Origin of the sequence: Pantoea sp. S18 (assembly GCF_045689705.1) — a bacterium.
GTDB lineage: Bacteria > Pseudomonadota > Gammaproteobacteria > Enterobacterales > Enterobacteriaceae > Pantoea > Pantoea symbiotica.
Genome location: NZ_CP142688.1, coordinates 3,659,560 through 3,686,369, shown reverse-complemented (window position 1 = coordinate 3,686,369; position 26,810 = coordinate 3,659,560). Strand labels below are relative to the sequence as shown.

At 52.7% G+C, this 26,810-nt stretch carries 22 protein-coding genes; 11 read left to right on the top strand and 11 right to left on the bottom strand.

Annotated features, from left to right (window positions below; all coding sequences use genetic code 11):
* Window positions 1-2: 2 nt before the first annotated feature.
* Both yqiA and parE read left to right on the top strand, forming a co-directional pair.
* On the top strand, window positions 3-584 hold the full coding sequence (gene yqiA, locus VIJ98_RS17040; protein ID WP_323275173.1) for an esterase YqiA: 582 nt from the start codon (window positions 3-5) through the stop codon (window positions 582-584).
* Between the two features lie 46 nt (window positions 585-630).
* Window positions 631-2,526, top strand: coding sequence for a DNA topoisomerase IV subunit B (gene parE, locus VIJ98_RS17035; protein ID WP_061720471.1), 1,896 nt, complete (start codon window positions 631-633; stop codon window positions 2,524-2,526).
* A 26-nt stretch (window positions 2,527-2,552) separates the two neighbouring features.
* Here parE and VIJ98_RS17030 read toward each other — a convergent pair whose 3' ends face one another.
* Window positions 2,553-4,028: a tetratricopeptide repeat-containing glycosyltransferase family protein gene (locus tag VIJ98_RS17030; RefSeq protein ID WP_323275171.1), complete on the bottom strand. Its 1,476-nt coding sequence runs from the start codon at window positions 4,026-4,028 to the stop codon at window positions 2,553-2,555.
* Window positions 4,029-4,127: 99 nt separating this feature from the next.
* Between VIJ98_RS17030 and VIJ98_RS17025 the strand changes: the two genes are divergently transcribed.
* The 4 genes from VIJ98_RS17025 (at window position 4,128) to VIJ98_RS17010 (ending at window position 11,791) form a co-directional block, all read left to right on the top strand.
* The gene (locus tag VIJ98_RS17025; RefSeq protein ID WP_061720473.1) at window positions 4,128-5,027 is read left to right on the top strand and encodes a LysR substrate-binding domain-containing protein; all 900 of its coding nucleotides are present in this window, start codon (window positions 4,128-4,130) and stop codon (window positions 5,025-5,027) included.
* Window positions 5,028-5,292: 265 nt separating this feature from the next.
* A complete protein-coding gene (locus VIJ98_RS17020) occupies window positions 5,293-7,482 on the top strand; it encodes an Ig-like domain-containing protein (protein ID WP_323275169.1) in 2,190 nt (729 codons plus the stop codon).
* A gap of 48 nt (window positions 7,483-7,530) precedes the next feature.
* Entirely contained in the window at window positions 7,531-8,409 is an 879-nt protein-coding gene (locus VIJ98_RS17015; RefSeq protein ID WP_008103387.1) for an OmpA family protein, read from the top strand.
* Window positions 8,410-8,620: 211 nt separating this feature from the next.
* Window positions 8,621-11,791, top strand: coding sequence for an Ig-like domain-containing protein (locus tag VIJ98_RS17010; protein WP_323275166.1), 3,171 nt, complete (start codon window positions 8,621-8,623; stop codon window positions 11,789-11,791).
* An 85-nt stretch (window positions 11,792-11,876) separates the two neighbouring features.
* Here the strand turns inward: VIJ98_RS17010 and VIJ98_RS17005 are convergent, their stop codons facing one another.
* Window positions 11,877-12,185 carry a putative quinol monooxygenase gene (locus tag VIJ98_RS17005; protein WP_008103384.1) on the bottom strand — a complete coding sequence of 103 codons (309 nt, stop codon included), beginning with the start codon at window positions 12,183-12,185 and terminating at the stop codon, window positions 11,877-11,879.
* Between the two features lie 31 nt (window positions 12,186-12,216).
* Entirely contained in the window at window positions 12,217-12,795 is a 579-nt protein-coding gene (locus VIJ98_RS17000; protein ID WP_008103382.1) for an NAD(P)H-dependent oxidoreductase, read from the bottom strand.
* A gap of 161 nt (window positions 12,796-12,956) precedes the next feature.
* Here VIJ98_RS17000 and VIJ98_RS16995 point away from each other — a divergent pair, with 161 nt between their 5' ends.
* Window positions 12,957-13,718 (top strand): transporter substrate-binding domain-containing protein, encoded by a 762-nt coding sequence (locus VIJ98_RS16995; RefSeq protein WP_323275163.1) that lies wholly within the window; start codon window positions 12,957-12,959, stop codon window positions 13,716-13,718.
* Between the two features lie 61 nt (window positions 13,719-13,779).
* Here the strand turns inward: VIJ98_RS16995 and VIJ98_RS16990 are convergent, their stop codons facing one another.
* The 6 genes from VIJ98_RS16990 to VIJ98_RS16965 form a co-directional block, all read right to left on the bottom strand.
* Complete coding sequence (locus VIJ98_RS16990; RefSeq protein WP_061720478.1) at window positions 13,780-14,643, bottom strand: ketose-bisphosphate aldolase; 864 nt, start codon at window positions 14,641-14,643, stop codon at window positions 13,780-13,782.
* Between the two features lie 128 nt (window positions 14,644-14,771).
* A complete protein-coding gene (locus tag VIJ98_RS16985) occupies window positions 14,772-15,623 on the bottom strand; it encodes a class II fructose-bisphosphate aldolase (RefSeq protein WP_154155102.1) in 852 nt (283 codons plus the stop codon).
* 9 nt (window positions 15,624-15,632) lie between these two features.
* Window positions 15,633-16,724, bottom strand: coding sequence for a PTS fructose transporter subunit IIC (locus VIJ98_RS16980; protein WP_008103374.1), 1,092 nt, complete (start codon window positions 16,722-16,724; stop codon window positions 15,633-15,635).
* An 11-nt stretch (window positions 16,725-16,735) separates the two neighbouring features.
* Window positions 16,736-17,050, bottom strand: a complete 315-nt coding sequence (locus tag VIJ98_RS16975) for a fructose PTS transporter subunit IIB (protein ID WP_323275159.1) — start codon at window positions 17,048-17,050, stop codon at window positions 16,736-16,738.
* Window positions 17,051-17,074: 24 nt separating this feature from the next.
* Window positions 17,075-17,545, bottom strand: a complete 471-nt coding sequence (locus VIJ98_RS16970) for a PTS sugar transporter subunit IIA (RefSeq protein WP_008103369.1) — start codon at window positions 17,543-17,545, stop codon at window positions 17,075-17,077.
* 17 nt (window positions 17,546-17,562) lie between these two features.
* Window positions 17,563-19,125 carry a transcription antiterminator gene (locus VIJ98_RS16965; RefSeq protein ID WP_323275157.1) on the bottom strand — a complete coding sequence of 521 codons (1,563 nt, stop codon included), beginning with the start codon at window positions 19,123-19,125 and terminating at the stop codon, window positions 17,563-17,565.
* Between the two features lie 407 nt (window positions 19,126-19,532).
* Between VIJ98_RS16965 and parC the strand changes: the two genes are divergently transcribed.
* The 3 genes from parC (at window position 19,533) to ftsP (ending at window position 24,129) form a co-directional block, all read left to right on the top strand.
* Window positions 19,533-21,803, top strand: coding sequence for a DNA topoisomerase IV subunit A (gene parC, locus VIJ98_RS16960; RefSeq protein WP_323275155.1), 2,271 nt, complete (start codon window positions 19,533-19,535; stop codon window positions 21,801-21,803).
* 41 nt (window positions 21,804-21,844) lie between these two features.
* The gene (locus VIJ98_RS16955) at window positions 21,845-22,582 is read left to right on the top strand and encodes a 1-acylglycerol-3-phosphate O-acyltransferase (RefSeq protein ID WP_061720484.1); all 738 of its coding nucleotides are present in this window, start codon (window positions 21,845-21,847) and stop codon (window positions 22,580-22,582) included.
* Window positions 22,583-22,701: 119 nt separating this feature from the next.
* Window positions 22,702-24,129 carry a cell division protein FtsP gene (gene ftsP, locus VIJ98_RS16950; protein ID WP_154155114.1) on the top strand — a complete coding sequence of 476 codons (1,428 nt, stop codon included), beginning with the start codon at window positions 22,702-22,704 and terminating at the stop codon, window positions 24,127-24,129.
* Window positions 24,130-24,191: 62 nt separating this feature from the next.
* On the opposite strand, the gene dkgA is transcribed toward ftsP, so the two are convergent.
* Window positions 24,192-25,019 (bottom strand): 2,5-didehydrogluconate reductase DkgA, encoded by an 828-nt coding sequence (dkgA, locus tag VIJ98_RS16945; protein ID WP_008103359.1) that lies wholly within the window; start codon window positions 25,017-25,019, stop codon window positions 24,192-24,194.
* Window positions 25,020-25,224: 205 nt separating this feature from the next.
* On the opposite strand from dkgA, the gene VIJ98_RS16940 reads away from it, so the two are divergent.
* On the top strand, window positions 25,225-26,136 hold the full coding sequence (locus VIJ98_RS16940) for an AraC family transcriptional regulator (RefSeq protein WP_323275152.1): 912 nt from the start codon (window positions 25,225-25,227) through the stop codon (window positions 26,134-26,136).
* Here VIJ98_RS16940 and VIJ98_RS16935 read toward each other — a convergent pair whose 3' ends face one another.
* Entirely contained in the window at window positions 26,137-26,799 is a 663-nt protein-coding gene (locus VIJ98_RS16935; RefSeq protein WP_061720572.1) for a DedA family protein, read from the bottom strand.
* Window positions 26,800-26,810: the final 11 nt, after the last annotated feature.

Here is a 26,810-nt window from a genome sequence, read left to right as displayed (position 1 = left end):
CAATGGCGGCGCTGATCTATCTGCACGGCTTCAACAGTTCCCCGCAATCGGCGAAAGCCACCCAGCTGCAGCAATGGCTCAACGAGCATCATCCGCATATTAATGTGATAGTGCCGCAACTGCCGACATTTCCGGCCGAAGCCGCCAGCATGCTGGAAGAGCTGGTTATGCAATATGCCGGTGAACCGCTGGGATTGGTGGGATCGTCGCTGGGCGGCTATTTTGCTACCTGGCTGTCGCAGTGTTTTATGTTGCCAGCGGTGGTGGTCAATCCCGCCGTACGGCCGTTTGAGCTGCTGGTGGATTACCTCGGCGAAAACCGTAATCCCTACACCGGCCAGCAATATGTGTTAGAGTCTCGCCACATTTACGATCTGAAAGTAATGCAGATTGACCCTCTTGAAGCGCCCGATTTACTCTGGCTACTGCAACAAACCGGCGATGAAATACTCGATTATCGCCAGACGCTGGAGTATTACAGCGCATGCCGCCAGACGGTTGAAGAGGGCGGCAATCATGCCTATATCGGATTCGAACGCCATTTCGCACAGATAGTTGATTTTCTGGGATTAAACGCCCAGTAGCTTTGCGAGGTGGGGCCATTTTCTTATTGCTAATCAGACATTTACGATGAGCCAATCAAGCTATAATGCCGATGCCATTGAGGTCCTGACCGGCCTTGAACCGGTGCGTCGTCGTCCGGGGATGTACACCGATACCACGCGTCCAAACCATCTGGGCCAGGAAGTGATCGATAACAGCGTCGATGAGGCGCTGGCCGGTCACGCCAAACGTGTGGAAGTGATTCTTCATGCCGATCAGTCATTGGAAGTTATTGATGACGGTCGTGGCATGCCGGTGGATATCCATCCGGAAGAAGGCGTACCTGCGGTTGAGCTGATTCTTTGTCGCCTGCACGCGGGCGGCAAATTCTCCAATAAAAACTATCAGTTCTCAGGCGGCTTGCACGGCGTCGGGATCTCGGTGGTTAACGCCTTATCAAAGCGCGTCGAAGTTACCGTGCGTCGTAACGGCGAAATCTACCAGATTGCCTTCGAAAATGGCGACAAGGTGCAGGATCTTACGGTTACCGGCACTGTCGGTAAACGCAATACCGGCACCAGCGTGCATTTCTGGCCAGATGAAAGCTTCTTTGATAGCCCGCGTTTCTCCGTTTCCCGCTTATCGCATCTGTTAAAAGCCAAAGCCGTGCTCTGTCCGGGCGTTGAAATTGTCTTTAAAGACAAGGTCAACGATACCGAACAAACCTGGATGTATCAGGATGGCCTGACCGATTACCTGTGTGAAGCGATTGACGGTTTGCCGACGCTGCCGGAAAAACCCTTTGTTGGCAGTTTTGCCGGCGATGTGGAAGCGGTGGATTGGGCGCTGCTTTGGCTGCCGGAAGGCGGTGAGCTGCTGACGGAAAGCTACGTCAACCTTATCCCAACCATGCAAGGCGGCACGCACGTCAACGGCTTGCGTCAGGGATTGCTGGATGCCATGCGTGAGTTCTGCGAATACCGCAATATTTTGCCGCGCGGCGTAAAGCTCTCGGCGGAAGATATCTGGGATCGCTGTGCGTACGTGCTGTCGGTGAAGATGCAGGATCCGCAGTTTGCCGGTCAGACTAAAGAGCGCCTCTCTTCGCGTCAGTGTGCGGCATTCGTCTCAGCGGTGGTGAAAGATGCCTTCAGCCTGTGGCTGAACCAGAACGTGCAGGCGGCTGAAATGCTGGCCGAGCTGGCGATCTCCAGCGCACAGCGCCGTATGCGTGCCGCGAAGAAAGTGGTGCGTAAAAAACTCACCAGCGGACCGGCGCTGCCGGGCAAACTGGCTGACTGCACCGCACAAGATTTGAATAGAACCGAACTGTTCCTCGTCGAAGGGGATTCTGCGGGCGGATCCGCCAAGCAGGCGCGCGATCGAGATTATCAGGCGATCATGCCGCTGAAAGGTAAGATCCTCAACACATGGGAAGTCTCTTCAGACGAAGTGCTGGCCTCGCAGGAAGTGCATGATATTTCGGTGGCGATCGGTATCGATCCTGACAGCGAAGATCTGAGCCAGCTGCGTTACGGCAAGATCTGTATCCTCGCGGATGCGGACTCCGATGGCCTGCACATCGCCACGCTGCTGTGCGCGCTGTTTGTGAAGCATTTCCGTTCGCTGGTGCAGCACGGCCATGTGTATGTGGCGATGCCGCCGCTGTATCGCATCGATCTCGGCAAAGAAGTCTATTACGCCTTAGATGAAGATGAGAAAGAGGGCGTGCTGGACCAGCTGAAGCGTAAGAAAGGTAAGCCGAATGTGCAGCGCTTTAAGGGCTTGGGTGAAATGAACCCGCTGCAGCTGCGCGAAACCACGCTCGATCCGAACACGCGTCGTCTGGTGCAATTGACGATCAGCGATGAGGATGTCGACCAAACGCTGCGCGTGATGGATATGCTGTTAGCGAAGAAACGCTCGGAAGATCGCCGAAACTGGCTGCAAGAGAAAGGCGATTTAGCCGACCTCGAAGTGTAAAAATTGGGACGCCACGGCGTCCCTTTTTATTGCTGCTGTAGCGCCTGCTTAATTCGCGCAACCACCGTGCTCCACTCTTCATCCTGCCCGCGCGCAAACAATCTCATTTGCGGATACCACGGCGTATCTTCGCGATTTTCTAACCAGCGCCAGTCTCGCGCCCAGGCAGGCAACATAACCCAGCAAGGTTTCCCCAGCGCACCGGCCAAATGGATTACCGACGTATCCACACCAATCACTAAATCCAGTTGTGAAATAACGGCGGCGGTATCCTGATAATCAGTGAATTGGGCGCCCAATGGCTGAAGGTGAGGAAAATGATTTACTTCTTCTTCTCCAGCCCCTTTTTGCAAACTAACCCAATGCGTGTCTGGTACAGAAAATAGAGTTGCCAGTGCAGACAGATGTGACAGCGAACGCTGGCTGTCATTTTTGTGTGCGCTGGAACCTTTCCACACAATGCCAATTTTTTTACCTGTGCCAGCAATCGGCCATTTCGCCTGATGCTCAGGTGCGCCAGATAAATAAGGAACATCGGCATTAAATGGCTGCGGCGATTTGAGAAAATGTTGCGGCAGATCCAGCAGTGAACACCAATAATCGGCCTGCGGCAGCGCCTGATGTTTATCTTCCCTGATTAAATAACTATCTACATCTTTCAAGCTTGCCATTAAAGGTTTCAAGGCGGCGTTGCCGATCATGATTACCTTACCGGCATGCTTTTCTGATTTTACCCGTGAGAGAAAACGGCAAAACTGAATCTCATCACCCAGTCCTTGTTCCGTTCGCACCAGCAGCGTCATACCGACTAAGTCTTCACCTTGCCAGTAACGAATAGGTAGCTCAGGTAAGGTAAAAAAGCGCTCAGGATTATCTGTTGCGTAACGTGCCTGATAATTGCACCAGCCATCAGCAAAGTTACCTTGCTGTAACTGGACCATGCCGAGCGCATTCTGGCAGCGACGGTCGCCATTACGCTCATGCATCACGCGTTGCATCTGGCTTTCTGCTTCTTGCAGTTGCCCCATATGAGCCAGCAAGGTGCTCATACCATAACGCGCTTCGGTATAATCTGGCTGAATACGCATCGCCTGGCGGTACTGATGCAATGCTGCAGAATAACGATGCTGTTTGTGCAGCAAAATAGCGTAGTTGTTGTGGCAAGCTGCATAGCGGTCATGCGCTTGCAGAGCGGCTAGATAATGCTGCTCTGCCTCAGCAAAGCGGCCCGCATCATAATGGGTTAAACCAAGGCCATTGAGCAGCCCGGCATCTTGTGGCGAGAGCGTTAAAGCACGCTGATAGTAGCGCTGCGCCGTATCGACATCACCAGCGCGCCGTGCCAACCGCGCGGCTTCATGCAGGAACCAGCCATCATAGGGAGCCAGTGTGAGATGAGCACGGATCTTGCGCCAGGCTTCATCTTGCTTTCCTCGTTGGATCAACTGAGTTACAGCTTGCTGCTGACGTAAGTCGTTACCCATCCGAGGTTTATGACGCATTATGATATCCTGCCGCTGATTGAGGTGGCGTAATTTACAACAGATATTGCGGCAACAACGCCAGGACAGGTCTTGAACCGTTCTCTGAGGATGAGAGTTTTGAAAATTACACTGGAAGAATTGCGTGCCTGGGTGACGGTTGTGGATACCGGTTCAATCACTGCTGCGGCAGAACAGTTGGAACAAACCAGCTCCGGTATTAGTCGTGCGTTGAGTCGCTTAGAAAGCAAGCTGCAAACCACATTAATGCACCGCACAACTCGTCGTCTGGCGTTGACCGAAGAAGGGCTTATTTTCCTCGATCACGCGCGGCAGATTCTCGCTTCAGTCGAGCAAGCGGAAGAACATATTGCTCAGCGCAGAGACATTCCTTCAGGGCGGCTACGCGTTAATGCCAACACACCCTTTACTTTGCACGTTATTGTGCCGCTTGTTGCAGAGTTCAGTCAGCGCTATCCGCACATTCAACTTGAACTGAACACTGACGACATCGTCATCGACCTGCTGGAGCAGCAAACAGACATTGCCATCCGCATCGGTGAGTTGCGGGACTCCACGCTGCGCGCGCGCGTCCTTGGCAGCAGCGTGATACGTCTGTTGGCCAGTCCGGCGTATCTGGAGAAATATGGCGTTCCAGAAAGCGTGGATGCGCTGGTGAATCATCAACTGCTGGGGTTTAGTCAACTTGATGCGCATAACATTTGGCCGGTTTGGCAGCGAGAAGGAGAGTTCCTGCGCATCAAACCTACGTTATCTGCTTCGAGTGGTGAAACGCTTCGTCAACTGGCATTGGCTGGGCAAGGCATTGTGCGTTTATCTGATTTTGTCAGCCGTGAAGATCGCATCAATGGACGTCTGGTTCAGGTTCTGGAAACTGAAACGCGCGAGCAGCGCCTACCTATCCACGCGGTTTACTATCGCAACCAATCTCTTACCTCCCGCATCACCTGTTTTCTGGATTTTTTGCGCGAAAAAATTCAGGAAAATCATCTGTTATAGTCCTGTTATGGTTTAATTATTTCCCTTCTCTGGTCGTTTTTTTTCCATAAAGGTTTGTTAATTCAGGTAGTTAATTAACTAACTGGCTTTTTGACAATGTTGGGAAATTTTTTCTTTCCTAACGGGACGTTTCTTATGTCTCGGAAATCTCTCTTTCCTGATTATGTCGCTCACTTTGAGCCCACGGAGGTGGGTTGAGCCAGGGAGATTGCTGCGCTTGTACGCAATCGCGCAATCAAAATCTAAATGACGGAAGGGATTAATCATGAACGTTTCGCCCGTGAGTGTTGCGGTTATTGATAAAAAAACAATAACGAAAGCGGAAGCATTGCGTGTAGGCAAAGAGGGTAAAGCTGCGAAAATTCAGGCTATTACCAACGGAAAATACTTGCTGACCCAAGGTAACGATGGTGTTGCGCCTGAAAATATTACTGTTAAGCGTGTAGGCAAAAATCTGCTGGTGATGCTGGAAGGTTCAGATGCCAGCGATCCTGATCTGATTATCGAAGACTTTTTTGCCAAATCGGGTTCCTTAGTCGGTAAAGCAGAAGATGGCGCGATGCACGAATACGTCGCCACTGATGGTAACTCCGATCACGATGCTGCCGCTTTAGCTGATGGTGAAACCAGTGCTTTAGCCTTGGGTGAAAGCACCGTTGAGAGTGACGGTGGCTTCGCGCTGGCTTCGGGTTTTGAGTGGTCGCCAGCGTTGATCGCTTTGGGCGGTTTGGCAGCTATCGCAGCAGCCGCGGGCCTGGGTTTCCTGGCAGCTAAACAGCAGTATCAGGACAGCAATAGCGGCAGTAACAACAACGGAAACGGTGGCAGTGGCGGCGACGGTGGCGACGGCGGTAAAGGCGGTGACGGCGGCAAAGGTGGTGGTGATAATGGTGGCGGCGACGTAAACATTCCGGTCGTAAGCGGTCTTTATGATGACGTGGGAAGTGTAACGGGTTTGATCGCCAAAGGTGGCCGCACTGATGATACAACCCCAACTCTGAATGGTACCGGCACTAAAGGTAACGTTATCGAGATTTGGGATGGCGAGAAGAAGATTGGTGAAACTACCGTTGGCGAAAACGGTAGCTGGTCGTTTACGCCTGGCACTGCTCTGTCAGCCGGCGATCACAGCATCACCACACGTGAGCGTAATGAGAGCGGTGTGGTCGGTGAGTCAAGCGAAGCATGGAAATTCACCGTTGACTTGACCGCACCAGCCAAAGGCTCAATTGATGGCATGATCGATGATTCGGTTAATCCAGCAAAAGAGATTGTAAACGGTGGTTTGACAAAAGACAGCACGCCGGTTTTGTCGGGTAAAGCTGAGCAGGGTTCTACCGTTGAAATCTGGAAAAATGGCCAACTGATCGGTACGGCGCAAACGGATAATGAGGGTAACTGGAAATTTATTAGTCCAGTATTGGAAGATGGTAAGCACGATTTCAGCGTAGTGGTGGTTGATCAGGTGGGTAATAAATCCCTGCCTTCAACGCCATGGATTATTGATGTTGATACCATCGCGCCAGAAAACCAGGGTATCGGTCAAATTTCTGATGATGATGGCGCACCAATCGGTTCTGGCGAGGAAACAGAAGACAGCACGCCTACCTTTGAAGGCAAAGGTGAGAAGGGCGACATTATCAAAATTATCGATAACGGTAAGGTCATTGGTAGCACGGTTGTTGATGATAAAGGTGAATGGACCTTTACACCGGAAAAACCAATTGATAATGGCGAGCATGAATTCCAGATTATTGTTACCGATCCTGCTGGAAATGAATCTGCACCTTCTGACAAAGTTATCATTACAATCGACGATCCTAATTTCGATCCAGGCAAAGAAGTTGAGCCAAATCCGGAAGTGCCTGTAACAGGAACTATCGATGGCGTCTTCAAAGATAACAATGACGCTGGTCGTAAAGAGTTGGTTGGAAACGGCGGCATTGACTCTAACGATCCAACGATGATTATTGAAGGTTCGGGTCAGGCAGGTAATATCGTTTATCTGTGGATTACGGGCACTTCCGGTCATACGTATCACTCAGTAACGGTTAACACTGACGGTAAATGGAGTTTCACCACTCCAGAACTCGCAGAAGATGTTTATAAAATTGAAGCAGCCTTCAAAGATGCTGATGGTGTAGTAACAGCTAAAACGGATGTTTATCAGGTTGAGGTGGATATCACGCCTCCTGGTCCGCCGGATCTTGGTGGTCTCTCTATTAATGGGCTGGATTTGTCAGAGCTATTATCTGAACAAAGCCAATCATTATTAAACGAGCCATTGGAAGATAATGCCGTCATTCACGATATTAAAAATAGTTTGCTGAATGATATTGATTTCATTAATGATGCCAATAGTATTACCGCTACAGGTGTATTAACGTCGAATGATTCAAGTATTAATTCCGCATATGAGATGAAAGACTTTATCGATTATTCATCACAAAACTAATATTTAAAAGTAGCAGGTGTCTCCAGACACCTGTTTTCTGGAGTGATTATGAAAAATAAAACTATCATGATGCTGGCTGCATTCGCCTCATTGTCAGCCATCACTGTATTTAATGCTCAAGCACAAAATAATTTTGGGCAAGCCTGGCGTTCAATGCCTGCAGCTGCTGCGGACCAGGTGCGTATTGTTTATTATCGTCCGGCGGACGCTATCGGTAATTCACCGGCACATATCTATGTTGATGGCGAATTTCAAACCGCTCTGCTTGCTGGCGGCTACAGCACATTCTGTGTAAATCCAGGCGTGCATTCGCTGGCGAGTTTCACAAATGACGCGCCATCCTATCAGGGCAAGCAACAACAGCCGTGGCGTGACAACTTGGCTGCAGGGAAAACCTATTACATCCGTGCCAGCCTGGATGGTTCCGGCCGTCCATTGGTGACCAGCGAAACAGAAGCCCAGCAGCAGCTGGTGGGCACTCGCCAGCAAACCCATCTGTTATCACGCGTCTCCTCTGTAGTGGCTTGCCAGGCAGGAACCACCCAATCTTATGATAACTATGAGTTTTCATCAGATCTGCTCTTTAAGTTTGCCAGCGCCAACAGCAGCGATATTTCCAATGAAGGCCGTAATGCTATTCAGCAATTTGCCGCCATGATTAAGCGCCAGTCGAATAATCAGCCGCATATTGTGGTTACCGGATTCACCGATCCAATAGGCGACGAGAATAGCAACATGAAATTAGGCCAGCTTCGTGCGGATACGATTAAGAAACTTTTAGTTAATAATGGGATCTCAAGTGCCAATATTTCTTCTCAAAGTATGGGAGAAAGTCAGGTAACTATGCAATGTCAGGGATCGCAGAAAGAGCAAGTAGCCTGCTATGCCAATGAGCGTCGGGTTATTATTAGCGTTGAGAATAAATAATAGCGTTAATGATTTCTAAATATTTACAGGTGGCTTTTCTATAAATATAAGATGGCCACTTTTACCCACTTTTTATCTTTATTAGCTAATCAAAGATATATAGGGTTTTAAGACGTGTCCTGTGTAACGCGTTTCACTAACTAACCGAAAATGATTTCGCTCCGGAGGGATTTCCGGACCCCAAGAATCCATGTTTAAAAGGAATATGCTCATGGCGAATAACAGCATTAATGCAATTAAAGACGTAGAATATATCTATAGTAAAGACACTGATTTCAAATGGACAGATCGAAAAGCTCCAGATGCAAAAGGTGGAGTAGCCGAAATTATTATTGACGGTGTGACTTATACCACCCCAATAAGTGCTGAAGGATTATGGTCTTTCACTCCTCCAGGTGGTTGGGCTGAAGGCATGCATACCTTGCAGGTTATCATTATTGATAAGGCAACTAACCGCGGTGCTCCGGGCACATGTATTGTAAGCATTGATAAATCAGCACCCGCACAGCCTGAAATCTGGCGTGCGGTTGATAACACCGGTAGTGACAAAGGCAACCTGACGCCAGGCGACAGCAGCGATGAGCGCAAGCCGGTACTTTCAGGTGTTGCTGAGCCTAATTCCATCGTCTATCTGTATGATAATACTGGCACAACGCCTATCGCTTCCGTTAAAACGAACAGCATGGGTGCGTGGACGATCACCCCAGAGCTCAGCAATGGTGAGCATAGCCTGACGGTCACTGCTAAAGATGCCAATGGCAACGAAAGTGTGAAATCCCCGGCGTTCAAACTGAGCATCGCCAGCGGTAATGTGGTATTTGCTGATTCGGATACTGCAGAAGCTTCGCATGCAGTTGTTGCACCGGTTGACATTGGTACTTTCGCTCAAAATGATGGAGCGGTAGAACCAACATATGTCTCGAGAAATATCATTAATCCATATGGCGAAAACGCTGAACCAAACATTTTAGTTCAAGTGATTCTGAATAATGTTATTTACACTACCATGACTAAATCGGATGGTACGTGGACACTTCCTTCCATCGAAATTGCGGATGGCACCTATTTTTATCAGACCCGTTATGTTGATCGTGCAGGCAACTGGGGCACAGCAAAACAGCAGATCCTTATTGTCGAGGGTACTGCACCAGAAGCGCCGGAAATTATGCGCGTCATTGATAATGAGGGACAGTTGGATTACCTGTCATCAAACCAATATACCAATGACACTACACCAACGTTGAGCGGCGTCGCTCAGCCAGGTTCAATGGTTTATATTTACGGTAATGGTGCCGATCCTATCGGAACAGTTAAGGCCGGCGAAGATGGCCGCTGGACCTTTGAACCAACGCTGACCGCTGATGGTTCATATGTGTTTAGTGCTCAATATATGGGGCGTCACGGTATAACAAGCGCGAAATCAGAAAATTTCATCATCAATCTTGACAGCTCAATACCGGGAAATCCGTCTCTGGGAGAGGTCTGGGACAATGAAGGTCGTTGGACTGGGAAACTAAATTCTGGTGATACCACCGATGATAAAACGCCTAAGCTTTCCGGTACCGCCGATTCAGGTTCACTGGTGCGTATCTGGGATGGCGACGAAATCATCGCAAGCGTTGTTGCTGGCCTGCGTGGCGAGTGGTCAATCGAGTTGGATTTGGCTGACGGCCCACATAGCCTGCGCGTTGATGCACAATCTAAAGGCGGTAACACCTCTGGTAAAACAGAAGAATTCAAACTGATCGTTGATCCAAACATTTTGCCGCCGGGTAAAATTGACGAGATCGTTGCTAACAATGGCGACACTGAAATTCCTTTGATGGACGGTGATTCCACCAATGACACCACCCCGTTGCTGCGTGGCGCAGGCAATGAAGGCGATATCATTTACATCATTGATAACGGTAAAATAGTGGGTACCGCTGTTGTTGATGACAAAGGTAAATGGGAATTTGAACTTCCTGCCAGTGCAGATGGAGATGGCGAGCACTCGTTAGTGGTTGAAGTTGAGTCAGGTGGCAAGCGCTCTCCTGGTTCAGATCCTATCAAGATCATTATCGACACCATGCCGCCAACCAAGCCGACCACACCGGAAATTATCGATAATGTAGGCGATAATCCTAGCCCAGTGCTTCCGGGTGAAGCGATTGATGATCCACGTCCTGAATTCAAGGGTGGTGGTGCAGATGAAGGCGATACTGTAGAAGTCATTGTTAGGGATGAAAATGGTAATGACACCGTAATTGGTACCGCCATCGTTGGTGCAGGCGGTGATTGGATTGTTAAACCGACGGATCCAATTTCTGACGGCGAGTATGAAGTCATCGTGGTAATCACCGATCCGGCGGGTAACTCCTCTGAGGAATCCGATCCGATTAAAGTGATCATTGATACCAAGGTGCCGGGCGCACTGGAGGCGTTTGAGCTGCACGATGACGTCGAGCCAGTTAAAGGTCTGATCAAAGATGGTGATATGACTGACGATACTAAACCGACTCTGAAAGGTAAGGGTGTCGATGGTTCAACAGTCATCATTTATGATAACGATGTTGAAATTGGCCGTGTAAAAGTTGCAAACGGTGAATGGGAATTTGAGACGCCTGCTCTTCCTGAAGGTTCGCACAAAATTACTGCTCAGCCTGAAAGCGTCTCAGGTGTGAAAGGTCCAGTCAGTGGCGGCATCAGCTTTACTGTTGATACCACAGCACCAACCACCGGTACTTTCGATGGTGTTTATAAAGATAATACCAATCGTGAAGAGCTGGTGGGTGAAGGCGATAGCATCAACGATAACACCTTGATCATGAAAGGTACGGGTACCAATGGTGACATCGCTGTGCTGTATGGTACCTACCATATTAAAGATGCCAACGGTACAATCATTGAGACCATCACTAATGAACTTGGAAAGGCTACTATCGCAAATGGTGCCTGGAAGATTGAAACCGCAGAACTGCCGGATCATGAATATACATTCAGCGTGGGTATCCGTGACGTGGCGGGCAACGAAAATCTGCTTGCCAATGAATTCAATATCGAAGTTGATACCACACCTCCGGGTCCACCAGATATTGGTGGTCTGTTCAGCATCGCGGGCTTGAACGAAGGTCTGATGAACATGTCACTGAATGACATCATGTCTCAGGGCAATGATTCACTGTTCATCGACAACGGTAAAACCCAGATGATTGTGTCGGAAAAAGCCGGTGAAGATCTGAAACTGGAAGACATCTTGCCGAAAGGTGAAGAAGTGAGCAACTGGAGCCAGGCAAATGGCACCGTAACCGTGGCAGGCGTTGAATACAACGTTTACCAGAACAACGGTGGCGATGCTGAAGTGATGGTTCCACAGCACCTGATGCAGGAACAACAGCACTAATCCCTGATTAGCTGCTAAACAAAAGCCCCGGTCGCAAGATCGGGGCTTTTTTTATGCATGATACTGAACGACAAAGGAAATCGACTTATTTAGCCGCTTCCAGCACCAGAATCTTTACATCAACCACTTCATCTTTAATCAGCGCGCGATGCGCATCCATATGCGGCATCTGCTGATGCTGCTCCAGATGGCGCAGTGATTCCCACAGTTCCAGCATAAAAATGGAATCGGGTGAATTCTGTTTCCACGGCACTTGTGCCTGATGATCCACTAATGCGTCATATTGATGGCAGCCATCCTCTTCCAGCACGGTTGGAATCAGCTGATTAATCGCATCCAGCACCACCTGACGGCGGCCCGGTTTGACACAAATTTCTGCAACGACGGTTAACATAGCGCTTCCTTTTTTCCCTGGGTGCTCACAGTTAAGCAAAGATCTGGCTGAGATGAGTCCGATAACGTTCGATATCGCGCGGCACGTCCGGCATTTTAATCACATCGTTACAGATAAAGGTTGGCAAACCTTCCATACCGAGGAACTGGTTGGCTTTATGGAAGTGCAGATATAAGCCATCCACGCCCACGCCTTCGAAGAACTGCTCAGGATCGTTAAAGGCTTCCAGCGGCGCGTTCCAGGTCAATGACAACATGTATTTCTTGCCCTGAATCAGGCCGCCAGAACCGTACTTTTTACCGGCATCGCTACGCGTGCGACCATCGCTGGCATACAGTGAACCGTGACCTTCAGTGAAGACATCATCGATGTATTTTTTCACCGTCCACGGCTCGCCCATCCACCAGCCCGGCATCTGATAAATCACCACATCGCTGTCGAGATACTTCTGCACTTCTTCTGCCACGTTGTAATCGCTATCGGCGATAGTCACCTGTACTTGATGGCCAAGGTCGCGCAGCTGGCTGGCTGCAACGTCAGTCAAAGTATGGTTCAGCTCGCCTTTCGAATGGGCGAAGGTTTTGCCGCCATCGATAATTAAAAAATTCATCTAATCCGCTCCGTTTCTGGTTGATGCCGCACACTCTACGCGCGCGCAGGAACGAGAAAAATGCGTGATTGATCACAACACTTTTGCTAATAAAGCAATAATGCGGACGATTATGAAACAATCCTCGTGCAAACCAACATCAACCCTAAAAAGAAGAAACCATGAAAACCGCGATACTGAGTGCATTACTTCTGGTGACTGGCGCTGCTCAGGCGCAATCCCACCTTGATGACATCCGCGCAAGCAAGACCTTAAAAGTTTGTACCACCGGCGATTACAAGCCTTATAGCTATTTGCGCAGCGATGGCCAATACGAAGGATTGGATATCAGCATGGCGCAATCGCTGGCGGCGAGCCTTGGCGCGAAAGTCGAGTGGGTGCCAACCACCTGGAAAACCCTGAGTGATGATTTTGTGGCGAAGCAGTGTGATATCGCACTGGGCGGCGTATCGGTCACGCTCAAGCGCCAGCAATTCGCTTGGTTCGCGCAGCCGCTCGGCGTCGATGGCAAAATCCCGCTGGTACGCTGCGATGACAAAGCGAAATACCAAACGGTTGAGCAGATCAACAAGTCGAGCGTACGGGTGATTGAACCGGCGGGCGGCACCAACGAAGCCTTCGTGCACAGCCATTTACCACAGGCAACGCTGCAGTTGGCCGACAACGTGGGGATTTTCCAGGAGTTGGTGGATAACAAAGCGGATGTGATGATCACCGATGCGTCTGAAGCACTGTTCCAGCAGCAGCATTATCCAACGCTGTGCGCCATTAATCCGGACAAACCGATGCAGTACGGCGAGAAGGCCTACATGATCCCGCGCGATGATATGAGCTGGAAACTGTATGTCGATCAGTGGCTACATCTCAGCACCGCCACCGGCGAATATGCCCAGATCACTAAAAAATGGTTAGGCGTGAAGTAGGGTCGCCATTCATGGCGACCTGTGTTTCTGGTGCGCAATAGTGCGCACCTTACAGCAGAACTCAGCGATACAAACTCGCCTTACCCAGCCCACCAAACAGATTCATCTTGTAGCGAATCACTGACTTCGCCGCAGCAATCGCATCCGGATAAATCACATTCGGATCCCACCAGGTTTCGCGCGCCAGAATCTCACGCAGTTTGTCGAAATAGGCGAACTTCATATCGCTGGAAATATTGATTTTCCCTACGCCTAACGTTACCGCTTCCGCAATCTCGGCATCCGGATTAGCTGAACCGCCGTGCAGCACCAACGGAATTGTGGTGCGTTGTGAAATGTCTCTGAGGATATGCATCTGCAGCTCAGGCTTCATATTTTTCGGGTAGATGCCGTGCGCGGTGCCAATCGCTACCGCCAGCGTATCCACGCCGGTGCGCTGCACGAAATCCTCTGCCTGCGCCGGTTCGGTGTAGATCACTTTACTCACACCACCCTCCACTGAAGTGCCGGTATCGCCGATGGTGCCGAGTTCCCCTTCCACTGAAACGCCCACCGCGTGCGCCAGCTTCACCACTTCTTTGGTCAGCGCCACATTCTCTTCATAGGGCAGCAGCGAGCCATCGATCATCACCGAAGTAAAGCCGCATTGAATGGCGCGCAGCACCTGAGCGATAGACGCGCCGTGATCGAGGTGAATGGTGAACGGCACTTTGCTTTTCAGGGTGCGTTCGCGCACGTAGCCAAAGAATTCATCGGTGACAAACTCCAGTTCGCTCGGGTGGATGGAGATGATCGCCGGCGTATTGGTGGCCTCGGCTTCTTCAACTACCGCGCGGATAAAGCAGCTGTCCGCCACGTTAAATGCGCCAATCGCGTAACGGTGTTCACGAGTCGGTGCCAACATCTCTTTCATTGAAATCAACATGTTAATATTTCCTCAGCGTGAGTTTTACTGGAGCCGACGCACGCGCCGACCCGATAGTGGATATGAATGTGAAATTGACAATGCTTTGTAGGGTCGCCATTCATGGCGACCACCAATTAACGCCGCACTTAAACCTTGCCCGCCGATCCCGACCAGCTCAGATACTCGACTACCACCTCGCGGCAGGCAGATTCCATTAGCCCAAGCAAGTCGGCCAGTTCAGCATGCGGATGCTGCTTCAGGGCCTGCTCCACCGCCATTTTCCCGGCATCAAACACCGCCGCACCGACGTTGATCTTGGCAACACCAAACTCGCTGACGCGGCGAATATCCTCGGCCGGCGTGCCCGATCCGCCATGCAGTGCCAGCGGTCGCGTGGACACCGCATGCAGTTCCTGCAAGCGCTGAAAATCGATCTTCGGCTTCACGCCAGCCGGATAAAGTCCGTGCGCGGTCCCGACCGAGATCGCCAACAGATCAATGTTGGTCTGTTCGATAAACGGCAGCACATCGGCCACCTGCGTCATCTTCACTGAAGCATCAGCCAGCTCGTAGGTCGGTGCATCGGCGATATGCCCCAGCTCGCCTTCAACACAAACGCCGGCGGTATGTGCCATCTTCACTACGGCGGCGGTCTGGCGAATGTTCTCGGCGAGCGGCTCAGACGAAGCGTCGATCATTAAGCCGGTAAAACCGGCGCGAAACGCCTGACCAATCAGCGGAAAGGCTTTGCCGTGATCGAGTGCCAGCGCCACCGGCACGCTGGCGGCATCAGCCAGCGCTCGCACTAACGGCACCGCGACAGCAGGGGGAAAGTGCGCGCTGTGTCCCTGATACACATTGAGGATTAGCGGGGCGCGCTGCTGTTCGGCGGCCTGAATGGCGGCGCGCGCGGTTTCCAGGTTGAAGCAGTTGATTGCCAGCACCGCATAACGCTGTTGGGCGGCGGCCTGAATCAGGTCGTTCATCATGGCAAACATGGTGGCTCCTTATTCCAGAGTGAATTTGATCTCTTCATCGCGGACGCCGGGGGCTTCCACGTCATCGAACTCTTCATCCGCCTGCGTAACCGGCTTTTTCAGTACCGACAGCATCACGCCGCACACCGTGGTGCCGATGCCAAGCGCTAGACAGAACAGCCAGGGTTTGGTGAACAGCGGCACCACAAACATGCCGCCGTGCGGCACCGGTGCGCCAACGCCCCACACCATAATCAGCCCACCGGCGATAGCGGAGGCCACCACGCAGCTGCCGACCACGCGGAACAGGTCGCGCGCCGCAATCGGAATCACCCCTTCGGTAATCATGCAGATGCCCATCGGGAAGGCGGCTTTCAGCGCCTCTTTTTCCGCTTTGGTGTATTTGTTGCGGCTCAGCAGATAAGAGAGCGTGATGCCGAACGGCGGAATCATCGAGCCGACAAACTTCACCGCTTCCGGCCCGTAAATGCCGTCAACCAGCATGCCGTCGGCGAACAGCGACATGGTTTTATTCACCGGACCGCCGAAATCGAAGGTGGCCATCGCGCCAAGAATTGCGCCCATCACAAACTTCGAGCCGCCCTGCATCGATTCCAGCAGGGCAATCAGCGCCTTCTGCAGCCAGACAATCGGCTGGCCGATAAAGGTCATCATTAGTAGCCCGGCGATGATGGTGCTCAGCACCGGCAGCACCATAATCGGCATCAAACCCTGCATCGATTTCGGTAACTTGATGGTTCGGCGCAGCAGCAGCACCGTGTAACCAACCAGAAAGCCACCAAAGATGCCGCCGATAAAGCCGGTACCGATCTGCCCGCAGATAAAGCCGACAATCAGGCCAGGCGCGAAGCCGGGACGATCGGCAATTGAGTAGGCGATCGCCGCGCTGATCAGCGGCACGATCAAGCCCATGCCCCAGCCGCCGATCTGGTTGAGCATCCAGGCGATAGTGCCGGTTTGTTTGCCGACATCCGGCCCGCCGATCACTTGGCCGAGCGCGATGCAGATCCCGGCGGCGACGATCAGCGGGATCATCCACGAGATCCCGGTGAGCAAATGCCCTTTGATCTCCTGGCCGTACTGACGTTTGTTGTCATTCATGATGGATCTCCTCAGGCGCGCGCCAGTGAATCCGCCACTTTTTCGAGGAATTTCACCGGTGATTTGATCACCACTTCGGTTTTCACTCGCACAATGGGTTTGCCCTGAAAGCGCTCCTCGCCTTTGATCTTCACGTCAACGGCGAGGATCACCACGTCAGCGGCGGCGATGTTTTCCTGCGTCAACGCCGTTTCGGTGCCGATGGTGCCCTGAGTTTCAACGTGGATGGTGTGGCCCAGCGCGTGGGCCCCTTTAATCAGTTTTTCGCGCGCAATATAGGTATGCGCGATGCCTGCCGTGCAGGCCGCTACACAGACGATATTCATGTGTCACCTCAGAGAGTTAGGGTGTTAACAGAGGTCGGTTTCGGCGTACTGACTAAACAGCCGGATGATATTGCTGGCGTCATTTTCGACCAGCAGTTGGGCTATCACCTCATCATCGGCCAGCGCACTGGCCACCTGCGACAACAGGCGAATATGGGTGGTGTTCTGATCTTCCAGTCGTACCGCGAACAGGATGATGCAGCGCACCTGGCTGCCATCGAGTGTTTCCCACGGAATGTCGTGTTGGGTGCGACCAATGGCGAGCGTGGTTTGTTTCACCGCGGCGGATTTACCGTGCGGAATGGCAATGTGATTTTCGAAGCCGGTGGAGCCTTCGGCTTCACGCAGCCAGACGTCTTCGATAAAGGCGGCGCGGTCGCTGATGGCGCCGTCGTGGTAGAGCAAATCGGTCAGCTCATTAATCGCTTGTTCTTTGGTGGTGGCGGTCAGCGCCAGGTTAACGCGGCGTGGCGTCAGAATGCGCGAAATATCCATGATCAATCCTCATTCAATTAATGTTCAGCCAAAGCGCAGGAGGCGCCGTCGGGCAGCTGGCTGCCAATCATGGCGTCTGTCACCCGCCGAATATCGTCATCGTTAAAAAAGGCACTGACATACACCGCCGGAACCGATCCGGCATTGAGGTGAATGGTGGTGATCACCAAATCCACCGTTTCTCGCTGGCAAAACTCCGCATGATTGCTGGCGGAAACTACGCCGACGATCGCCCAATCCGGGAAGGCGCGCAGGATGCGACTCTTCAGCAAATGCGAGGTCCCGACGCCGCTCGAGCACACCACCAGAATGCGTTTGTGGGCAATTTGTCGCTCCAGCGCCGCCTGGAAATGCACGCACAGATAACCTATTTCGTCATCCGCCACTGATGAAAGTCCCTGGCTGCGCGCGGTTAATTGCATCGCCTGTTGAGTTAACGAAAATATTTCCTTCATCTCCTGCTGAATATCTTCCAGCAGCGGATTGCGAATATGAATGTGATATTTGAGTCGATTTAATAATGGCTTTATATGGACTAATAACCCTTCAAATAATAATCGGTCCTGTGATAAGTCCTGCTGAATAAATGACGCGAAACGATCGATTAATTCACAGGTTATTTTTACCGATTCAGCGGTGGAAAACTGATTATGCAGCGGCGCATTATCGCCACGCTCTTCCACCACAATGCCGGACGAGACAATATATTGATAAATAAAACCCACTTCATCGGCTGGCAATGCACAGCACATGCGCTGTTCAATCTGGACCACCATCTGCTGGGCAATGTTGAGAATACGCTGGTCGAGATCCTGCGCGCTGGTCAGCGTTTCCAGCGCCAGCGCGTTACCTTGCGCCATGCGATGCATCATGATCAGAATGTGGGTGCAGAGATTGAGGTACCACGCATCGCCCAGTGGATAACTCAGCTGCTGCTCCATCTGTTGCAGCAGCGCCTGCACAAAAGCCACATCATCATCGCCAAAATAGTGCACCAGCGCCTGCTGGCTGCCGGGATCGAGCCGCGGTAGCAGCGGCGTGCCGGCGACGTTCTGCTGCATCACATCATTAATCAGCGACACCATCGCCTGGCGCAGCGTCTGCTCATTGCCTTCAATGTGCGTGCCGCCGGGGCCGCGCTGCAGTACCAAACCCAGCGGCTGCAGCCACTCTTCAATCACTTTCAGGTCATTCACGATCGACGCATGGCTGATAAAGTAGCGCTCCGACAATTTGCTGATTGAGGTCGCGCGTGGTGCATCACTCAATAGCTGCGAAGCAATCTTCACCCGTCGGCTGTTATGGCTCAGCGCATCCGAGCTGCTTTCGTCGCCATTCAGCTGCTGCTCCAGTTGCAGACGCTGTTGCAGATCGTCCACTCGCAGGCGCACACCGCGTCCCGGCATTTTTTCCAGCTGCAGCGACCAGTCGCTCAGCCAGCTCTCCAGCCACTGCAAATCGCGCTGAATGGTTTTCTCCGACACGCCAAGCTGTGTCGCTAACGCTTTACTCGGCTGCGGTGCGGCATGATGCAGCAGCAATTTTACTAATCGGTGTTGTCGCGAAGTCAGTATTTGCATTCGGTCACCCTTATTTTGGCAAAACGTTTATGGCTAATTGATGTTTATATTTATTCCATGCCAGAAATCAGAAGCGCAAAAATGTGGTGCTTGTGGAGTATGAATTTAGGAGAGGAATCAGTAAGCAACAATACTAAATGTTGTCCCATCTTGCGGACACTATTAATACGCTAAACGCATCGTGATATTAATTGCGAAGTTGCTCACATATTATTAGCGATATTCACTGTGACAGGGCTCCCATTCCGTTTTAATTTTTCAACCAATATCACGTTATTAAATGTAAGCCGTTTCTGTTTGCTGAACGGGCTTCTCTGTGACTAAACCGCACGAATAAGGTAATATCCTCGCCAAATGACCGCCGGATGTCCCGCCGTTGCGGGCCACGAAGTGAGGATGCGAGCTGAATGAGCGAATTGACGCAGGATGGTGCAGAGCGTCTTGCCCTGCACACGTTTACGGAAAACGCGTACCTGAACTACTCCATGTACGTGATCATGGACCGCGCGCTGCCGTACATCGGCGATGGCCTCAAGCCAGTGCAGCGCCGTATTGTGTATGCCATGTCGGAATTGGGCCTCAATTCCAATGCCAAATTCAAAAAATCGGCGCGTACCGTCGGTGACGTATTGGGTAAATACCATCCGCACGGCGACAGCGCCTGTTATGAAGCGATGGTGTTGATGGCGCAGCCGTTCTCCTACCGCTATCCGCTGGTGGATGGCCAGGGAAACTGGGGTGCACCGGACGATCCGAAATCCTTCGCCGCGATGCGTTATACCGAATCGCGCCTGTCGAAATACGCTGAAATCCTGCTGGGCGAACTTGGCCAGGGCACGTCCGATTACATCCCGAACTTCGACGGCACCATGCAGGAGCCGAAGATGTTGCCGGCGCGTCTGCCCAACATTCTGCTGAACGGTACCACCGGCATCGCCGTGGGCATGGCGACCGATATTCCGCCGCATAACCTGCGCGAAGTGGCGGAAGCGGCGGTCAAGCTGATCGACAACCCGAACACCACGCTGCATGAGCTGCTGGATATTGTGCAAGGCCCGGATTACCCGACCGAAGCGGAAATCATCACGCCACGCAACGAAATCCGTAAGATTTATGAAAGCGGGCGTGGTTCGATTCGCCAGCGCGCGGTGTGGAAAAAGGAAGATGGCGATGTAGTGATCACCGCGCTGCCGCATCAGGTTTCGGGCGCACGCGTACTGGAGCAGATTGCTAACCAGATGCGCAATAAAAAGCTGCCGATGGTGGAAGATCTGCGTGATGAGTCCAACCACGAAAATCCAACGCGTTTAGTGATTGTGCCGCGCTCCAATCGTGTGGATCTCGAGCAGGTGATGAATCATCTGTTTGCCACCACCGATCTGGAAAAAAGCTACCGCGTTAACCTGAACATGATCGGACTGGATAACCGTCCGGCGGTGAAAAACCTGCTGGAAATCCTCTCTGAGTGGCTGGTGTATCGTCGCGATACCGTGACGCGCCGACTCAACTATCGTTTAGACCGCGTGCTGCGTCGTCTGCATATCCTTGAAGGTATGCTGGTGGCGTTCCTCAATATTGATGAAGTGATCCACATCATCCGTACCGAGGATGAGCCGAAGCCGGTGCTGATGTCGCGCTTTGACATCAGCGAAACTCAGGCCGAAGCGATTCTCGAACTCAAATTGCGTCATCTCGCCAAACTGGAAGAGATGAAGATTCGCGGTGAGCAAGCGGATCAGGAAAAAGAGCGCGATCAGCTGCAGGCGATTCTGGCGTCTGAGCGCAAGATGAGCAATCTGTTGAAGAAAGAGCTGCTGGCTGATAGCCAAACCTACGGCGACGATCGCCGTTCGCCGCTGCGCGAGCGCGAAGAAGCCAAAGCGCTGAGCGAAACCGAGCTGGTGAGCGCCGAGCCGGTAACCATCGTGCTGTCGCAGATGGGTTGGGTGCGCAGCGCCAAAGGTCACGATATCGATCCTGCGGGCCTGAGCTACAAAGCGGGCGACAGCTATCTGGCCGCCGCACGCGGCAAGAGCAATCAGCCGGTGGCCTTTATCGACTCCACCGGACGCAGCTACACGCTGGATCCAACGTCATTGCCGTCCGCGCGCGGGCAGGGCGAACCGCTCACCGGCAAACTGACACCACCGCCGGGCGCGGTGATTGAACAGGTGCTGATGGAGCCCGACGATCAGAAGCTGTTGATGGCCTCTGACGCCGGTTACGGCTTCATCTGTACCTTTGCCGATCTGGTATCGCGCAACCGTGCCGGTAAAGCGCTGCTGACGCTGCCGGAAAACGCCAAAGTGATGACGCCAATGGCGGTGCACTCAGGCGATGATATGCTGCTGGCGATTACCCAGGCCGGACGCATGTTGATGTTCCCGGTTGGTGACCTGCCGCAGATGTCGAAAGGCAAAGGCAATAAGATCATCTCGATTCCTTCAGCGGAAGCCGCTGCGGGCACCGACAAACTACAATGGTTGCTGATTCTGCCGCCAGGCGCGTCTATCACCGTGTATGTCGGTAAACGTAAGCTGATCATGCGTGATGAAGATCTGCAGAAAGTGCGTGCCGATCGCGGTCGTCGCGGCAGCGTGGCGCGTGGTCTGCAACGCATTGATAGCGTAGAAGTGAATGCACCAGCGCGTCCGAAAGCCGACGCGAGCGAAGAGTAACGCTGTTATTCAGGCGATGGAATGCCCAATTTGAGGAATCTATGTTACTAATTTTACGAGCAATTATTGTTATTGTTTATTCGATTCTGGTTTGTATCTTCGGCAGTATCTGGTGTCTGTTTTCACCGCGTAACCCGCGTCATGTTGCGACGTTCGGCCATATGCTTGGTCGTCTGTCGACGGTGTTTGGTCTCAAGGTGGAACTGCGTAAACCGGCGGAAGCCGCGCATTACGGTAACGCGATCTATATCGCCAACCACCAGAACAACTACGACATGATCACTGCAGCAAAAATCGTGCAGCCAACCACGGTGACCGTGGGCAAGAAAAGCCTGCTGTGGATTCCGTTCTTTGGCCAGCTCTACTGGCTGACCGGTAACCTGCTGATTGACCGTGATAACCGCTCCAAAGCGCACGGCACCATCGGTGAGTTAGTGGATCAGTTCAACAAAAAGCGCATCTCGTTCTGGATGTTCCCGGAAGGGACGCGCAGTCGCGGACGTGGTCTGCTGCCGTTCAAAACCGGCGCGTTTCATGCGGCGGTAGCGGCTGGTGTGCCGATCATTCCGATCGTGGTGTCTAACACCCACGACAAGATCAAGCTGAACCGCTGGAACAACGGCTTGGTAATTGTCGAGATGTTGCCGCCGGTTGATACCTCGCAGTTTGCCACCACCTCGGTGCGCAAGCTCGCCACGCACTGCCGTGAATTAATGTCGACTAAACTGGAAGAATTGAACGCCGAAGTCGCCGAACGCGAAAAAAGCGGTAAACTCTGACCAGCCAAAATGGGGCAGGTGATCATCTGCCCCGTTCTCAAGCCACACAGCAACTAATAATTAATTAGAACAACATGGACACGGCGTCCTCACGCCACGCTCAAAAGGTCTGAAGTTTTATGTCTTGCAGCAGACGTCAGTTTATTCAGCTTTCTGCCGGTGTCGCACTGGCTTCCGGTGCTATGCCTTTCGCCGCCCGCGCCGCCGCGCCATTGGGCGATACGCCACTTCCTATTCCACCGCTGATTGAATCCCGTCGCGGTCAGCCGCTGTTTCTCACCTTGCAGCGCAGCCATTGGTCGTTCAGCGGCAACAGCAATAAAGTGCCGGTGTGGGGCTTTAACGGCATGTATCTCGGCCCAACGGTGCGCGTTTACAGCGGCGACGATGTGAAGCTGATTTACAGCAACCGCCTCAACGAACCGGTATCAATGACCGTCAGCGGTTTGCAGGTGCCGGGCGCGTTAATGGGCGGTGCGCCGCGCATGATGTCGGCGGGAGCTGACTGGGCGCCTGTGCTGCCGATTCGTCAGGGCGCGGGCACATTGTGGTATCACGCCAACACGCCAAACCGCATGGCACCGCACGTCTACAACGGGCTCGCTGGTATGTGGCTGGTGGAAGATGACGTCAGTAAATCGCTGCCGCTGCCGAAGCATTATGGCGTCGATGATTTCCCGCTGATTATTCAGGACAAGCGCCTCGATAACTTCGCCACGCCGGTTTATAACCCGCCATCCAGCGGCGGTTTTATCGGCGACGTGCTGCTGGTGAACGGCGTGCAAAATCCCTATGTCGAAGTGTCACGCGGCTGGGTGCGTTTGCGTTTGCTGAACGGCTCGAACGCGCGCCGCTTCGATCTTAGCTTCTCCGATAATCGTCCCTTTACGGTGATCGCCAGCGATCAGGGCTTCCTGCCTGCACCGGTGGCGGTGCAGCTGCTAACGCTGGCACCCGGCGAGCGTCGCGAAGTGCTGGTGGATATGTCGCAGGGCGATGAAGTCTCGATTACGGCCGGAACGGCGGCGGGCTTGATGGATCGTCTGCGCGGGCTGTTTGAGCCGTCATCGATTCTGACCAACACGCTGGTGCTGAGCCTACGCCCAACCGGTTTGTTGCCACTGGTAACCGACAATCTGCCGATGCGTTTGCTGGCGGATCAGATTCTCGATGGCGTAGCGACACGCACGCGTGAATTCCGCATTGGCGACAGCGAGCCGGGCATTAATGGCGTGCTGTGGGACATGAACCGCATCGATACCACCGTGCAGCAGGGCACCTTTGAACGCTGGATCATCCACGCCGATCGCCCGCAATCGCTGCATATTCAGGGCGTAATGTTCCTGATTAAGAACGTCAATGGCGCGCAGCCGATGGGTGAAGATCGCGGCTGGAAAGATACCGTGTGGGTGGATGGCAGTGTGGAGTTACTGGTGAGCTTCCCGCAGAGTTCGTCAGATCACTTCCCGTTTGTCTATTACAGCCAGACGCTAGAGATGGCGGATCGCGGTACGGCAGGGCAGTTGCTGGTGAATTCGGTCTCTTAATAAAAACGGTGCGCATAACCGCGCACCGTAGGGTCGCCATTCATGGCGACCTTTTCACATGGCTACCCGTTAAACGCCTCCGGATCCGGCCCCAAACGGTTACCGCTATCCAGCTTACTGATCTCACTCACTTCAGTTTTATCCAATCTAAAATCAAACACCTGGAAATTCTCACGAATACGTTCCGGGGTAATCGATTTCGGAATCACCACCAGGCCGCTATCCAGATGCCAGCGGATCACGATTTGTGCCGGCGTCTTGCCATACTTTTTCGCCAGCTCGCGGATAATCTCCTGATCGAACACGCCTTTGCCGCCTTGTGCCAGCGGGCTCCAGGATTCGGTTTGAATCTGGTGCAGCGCATTCCACGCATGCAGCGTGCGCTGTTGCAGCATCGGATGCAGCTCAATCTGGTTCACCACCGGCGACACACCGGTTTCATCGATCAAACGCTTCAGGTGCGCCTCGTGGAAGTTACATACGCCGATGCTCTTGGTTAAGCCCTGTTGCTGCAGCTCAATCAAGCCTTTCCAGGCTTCAACGTAGTTATCTTTTTCCGGGCACGGCCAGTGCATCAGATACAAATCCACCTGCTCCAGCTGCAACTTCTTCAGGCTGGTTTCCATTGCCTGCTGCCAGTTGGTTTGATCGTCATTCCACAGCTTGGTAGTGATAAAAATGTCTTCACGCGCCACGTCGGTCTCTTGCAGCGCTTGCCCAACCGCTTCCTCATTTTTATAGATAGCGGCGGTATCGATGGAGCGATAGCCGACCTTCAACGCTTCCAGGATGGCGTTACGCGCATCCTCAATGCTCGCTTGCCACACGCCGAGGCCAAGCTGCGGCATCATGTTGCCGTCGCGCAATTTAATAATGGGTTGCTCTGCCATAGTTGCTCCTTATCTGTTGCAGTGACTTACCGTAGAAAAGATGTGCTTAAGTCTAGTCAACAAACCTCACCTCAGGATCATTGTGGCAAGCGGGCGGCACTTTTGCCTGATGGATTTCTGCAAGAATCTTGCCTGATTCTCCAGAATGGTGGAGCTTTGCACAGCCTTACGGCAAACTGACTTTTTTGCTGCCCGAGAGAGATGCATGCCAAACGACGCCCTTTGTCGCCAGCTGGCGCAGCGCGTAGTTGCGCTGATGAGTGACCTGCATAAGCCGCTGTGCGCGGTAGAAAACGTCAAGCTGATTTACGCCTGCGAAACCTTGCCACGCACGCCGATGATGTACCAACCCGGCATTGTGATTCTGTTTCAGGGGCGTAAAACCGGTTATCTCGGCAGCACGGTTTTTCACTACGACGCCACCAAATATCTGATGCTCACCGTGCCGCTGCCGGTGGAGTGTGAAACCGAAGCCACGCTGACGGAGCCGCTGGCCGGCATGTGTTTAAGCGTGGATGTCGCCAGCCTGCAGGATTTGCTGATGGATATCGGCGATGACGAGCAGTTCCAGCCACAGGCGCAAACTTCCGGCATCCATTCGGCGTTTATGAGCGAAGAGATGCTGTGTGCGGCCGAACGCTTGCTGGATGTGATGAACAGTCCGCGCGACGCCCGCGTGCTCGGTCCGCAGCTGGTGCGCGAGATCATCTATTACGTATTAACCGGACCGATTGGCGGCGCGCTGCTGTCGCTGGTCAATCGGCAGACGCAGTTCAGCCAGATTGCGCGCGCGCTGCGTCGCATCGAAAGTCACTTTGCGGAAAGCCTGAGCGTCGACATGCTGGCCGCCGAAGTGAACATGAGCGTTTCGGCATTTCATCACAACTTCAAAGCGGTGACGCAAACCTCGCCGCTGCAATATCTCAAGCGCTATCGCCTGCATCAGGCGCGCCTGATGATGCTGCAGGATGGCATGAAAGCCAGCGCGGCGGCGGTGCGCGTCGGTTATGAAAGCCCGTCGCAGTTTTCGCGTGAGTTTAAGCGCTATTTCGGCGTGACGCCGGGAGAAGAGGCAAGCCGCGTGCGTCAAACCTTACCGTTTGACGCCGCGTCGTAATCAGGAGACTTTCTGGCGGCGTTTTTTCCAGATCACCACAATGCTGCCGGCCAGGCCGATAAACAGCAGCGCGATCGGCAGAATCATCAGGATCGCCATCACCTGATCTTCATGGCGCTTGATAAAGGGCACATGGCTAATGCCGTAGCCTAGCGTCACCACAATCCCAACCCACAACAAACCGCTCAACCAGTTAAACAGCTGGAAGCGGCCATTGTTCAAACCGGAAATGCCGGCCATGGTGGGCAGCAAGGTGCGTACAAAAGCGAGGAAGCGGCCAACCAGCAGCGCCATCAAACCGTGGCGGTTAAACATATTCCACGCGCGCTGGTGATATTGCGCGGGCAGATGCAGTAACCAGCTTTTCACCAGTTTGGTGTTGCCGAGCCAGCGCCCTTGCAGATAGCTGAGCCAGCAGCCGAGACTGGCCGCCGTGGTCAAAATCACAATCGTCGGCACGAAATCCATCACACCTTTAGCGACCATCGCGCCCGCCAGTAACAGCAGGCTATCGCCCGGCAGGAATGACGCGGGCAGCAAACCGTTTTCCAGAAACAGCGTTAAAAACATCACGCCGTAAACAATCCAAACGACATCCGGATTGCCTAGCGCGGCAAAATCCTGATGCCAAAGCGCCTGGACAATCTCATGTAAAACACCCATCAGCTATTCCA

What these genes read in the sequence shown, in the direction of transcription:
- yqiA (WP_323275173.1), top strand. Translation starts at nt 3, where the DNA reads ATGGCGGCGCTGATCTATCTGCACGGCTTCAACAGTTCCCCGCAATCG.
- parE (WP_061720471.1), top strand. Translation starts at nt 631, where the DNA reads ATGAGCCAATCAAGCTATAATGCCGATGCCATTGAGGTCCTGACCGGC.
- VIJ98_RS17030 (WP_323275171.1), bottom strand. Translation starts at nt 4,028, where the DNA reads ATGCGTCATAAACCTCGGATGGGTAACGACTTACGTCAGCAGCAAGCT.
- VIJ98_RS17020 (WP_323275169.1), top strand. Translation starts at nt 5,293, where the DNA reads ATGAACGTTTCGCCCGTGAGTGTTGCGGTTATTGATAAAAAAACAATA.
- VIJ98_RS17015 (WP_008103387.1), top strand. Translation starts at nt 7,531, where the DNA reads ATGAAAAATAAAACTATCATGATGCTGGCTGCATTCGCCTCATTGTCA.
- VIJ98_RS17010 (WP_323275166.1), top strand. Translation starts at nt 8,621, where the DNA reads ATGGCGAATAACAGCATTAATGCAATTAAAGACGTAGAATATATCTAT.
- VIJ98_RS17005 (WP_008103384.1), bottom strand. Translation starts at nt 12,185, where the DNA reads ATGTTAACCGTCGTTGCAGAAATTTGTGTCAAACCGGGCCGCCGTCAG.
- VIJ98_RS17000 (WP_008103382.1), bottom strand. Translation starts at nt 12,795, where the DNA reads ATGAATTTTTTAATTATCGATGGCGGCAAAACCTTCGCCCATTCGAAA.
- VIJ98_RS16995 (WP_323275163.1), top strand. Translation starts at nt 12,957, where the DNA reads ATGAAAACCGCGATACTGAGTGCATTACTTCTGGTGACTGGCGCTGCT.
- VIJ98_RS16990 (WP_061720478.1), bottom strand. Translation starts at nt 14,643, where the DNA reads ATGTTGATTTCAATGAAAGAGATGTTGGCACCGACTCGTGAACACCGT.
- VIJ98_RS16985 (WP_154155102.1), bottom strand. Translation starts at nt 15,623, where the DNA reads ATGTTTGCCATGATGAACGACCTGATTCAGGCCGCCGCCCAACAGCGT.
- VIJ98_RS16980 (WP_008103374.1), bottom strand. Translation starts at nt 16,724, where the DNA reads ATGAATGACAACAAACGTCAGTACGGCCAGGAGATCAAAGGGCATTTG.
- VIJ98_RS16975 (WP_323275159.1), bottom strand. Translation starts at nt 17,050, where the DNA reads ATGAATATCGTCTGTGTAGCGGCCTGCACGGCAGGCATCGCGCATACC.
- VIJ98_RS16970 (WP_008103369.1), bottom strand. Translation starts at nt 17,545, where the DNA reads ATGGATATTTCGCGCATTCTGACGCCACGCCGCGTTAACCTGGCGCTG.
- VIJ98_RS16965 (WP_323275157.1), bottom strand. Translation starts at nt 19,125, where the DNA reads ATGCAAATACTGACTTCGCGACAACACCGATTAGTAAAATTGCTGCTG.
- parC (WP_323275155.1), top strand. Translation starts at nt 19,533, where the DNA reads ATGAGCGAATTGACGCAGGATGGTGCAGAGCGTCTTGCCCTGCACACG.
- VIJ98_RS16955 (WP_061720484.1), top strand. Translation starts at nt 21,845, where the DNA reads ATGTTACTAATTTTACGAGCAATTATTGTTATTGTTTATTCGATTCTG.
- ftsP (WP_154155114.1), top strand. Translation starts at nt 22,702, where the DNA reads ATGTCTTGCAGCAGACGTCAGTTTATTCAGCTTTCTGCCGGTGTCGCA.
- dkgA (WP_008103359.1), bottom strand. Translation starts at nt 25,019, where the DNA reads ATGGCAGAGCAACCCATTATTAAATTGCGCGACGGCAACATGATGCCG.
- VIJ98_RS16940 (WP_323275152.1), top strand. Translation starts at nt 25,225, where the DNA reads ATGCCAAACGACGCCCTTTGTCGCCAGCTGGCGCAGCGCGTAGTTGCG.
- VIJ98_RS16935 (WP_061720572.1), bottom strand. Translation starts at nt 26,799, where the DNA reads ATGGGTGTTTTACATGAGATTGTCCAGGCGCTTTGGCATCAGGATTTT.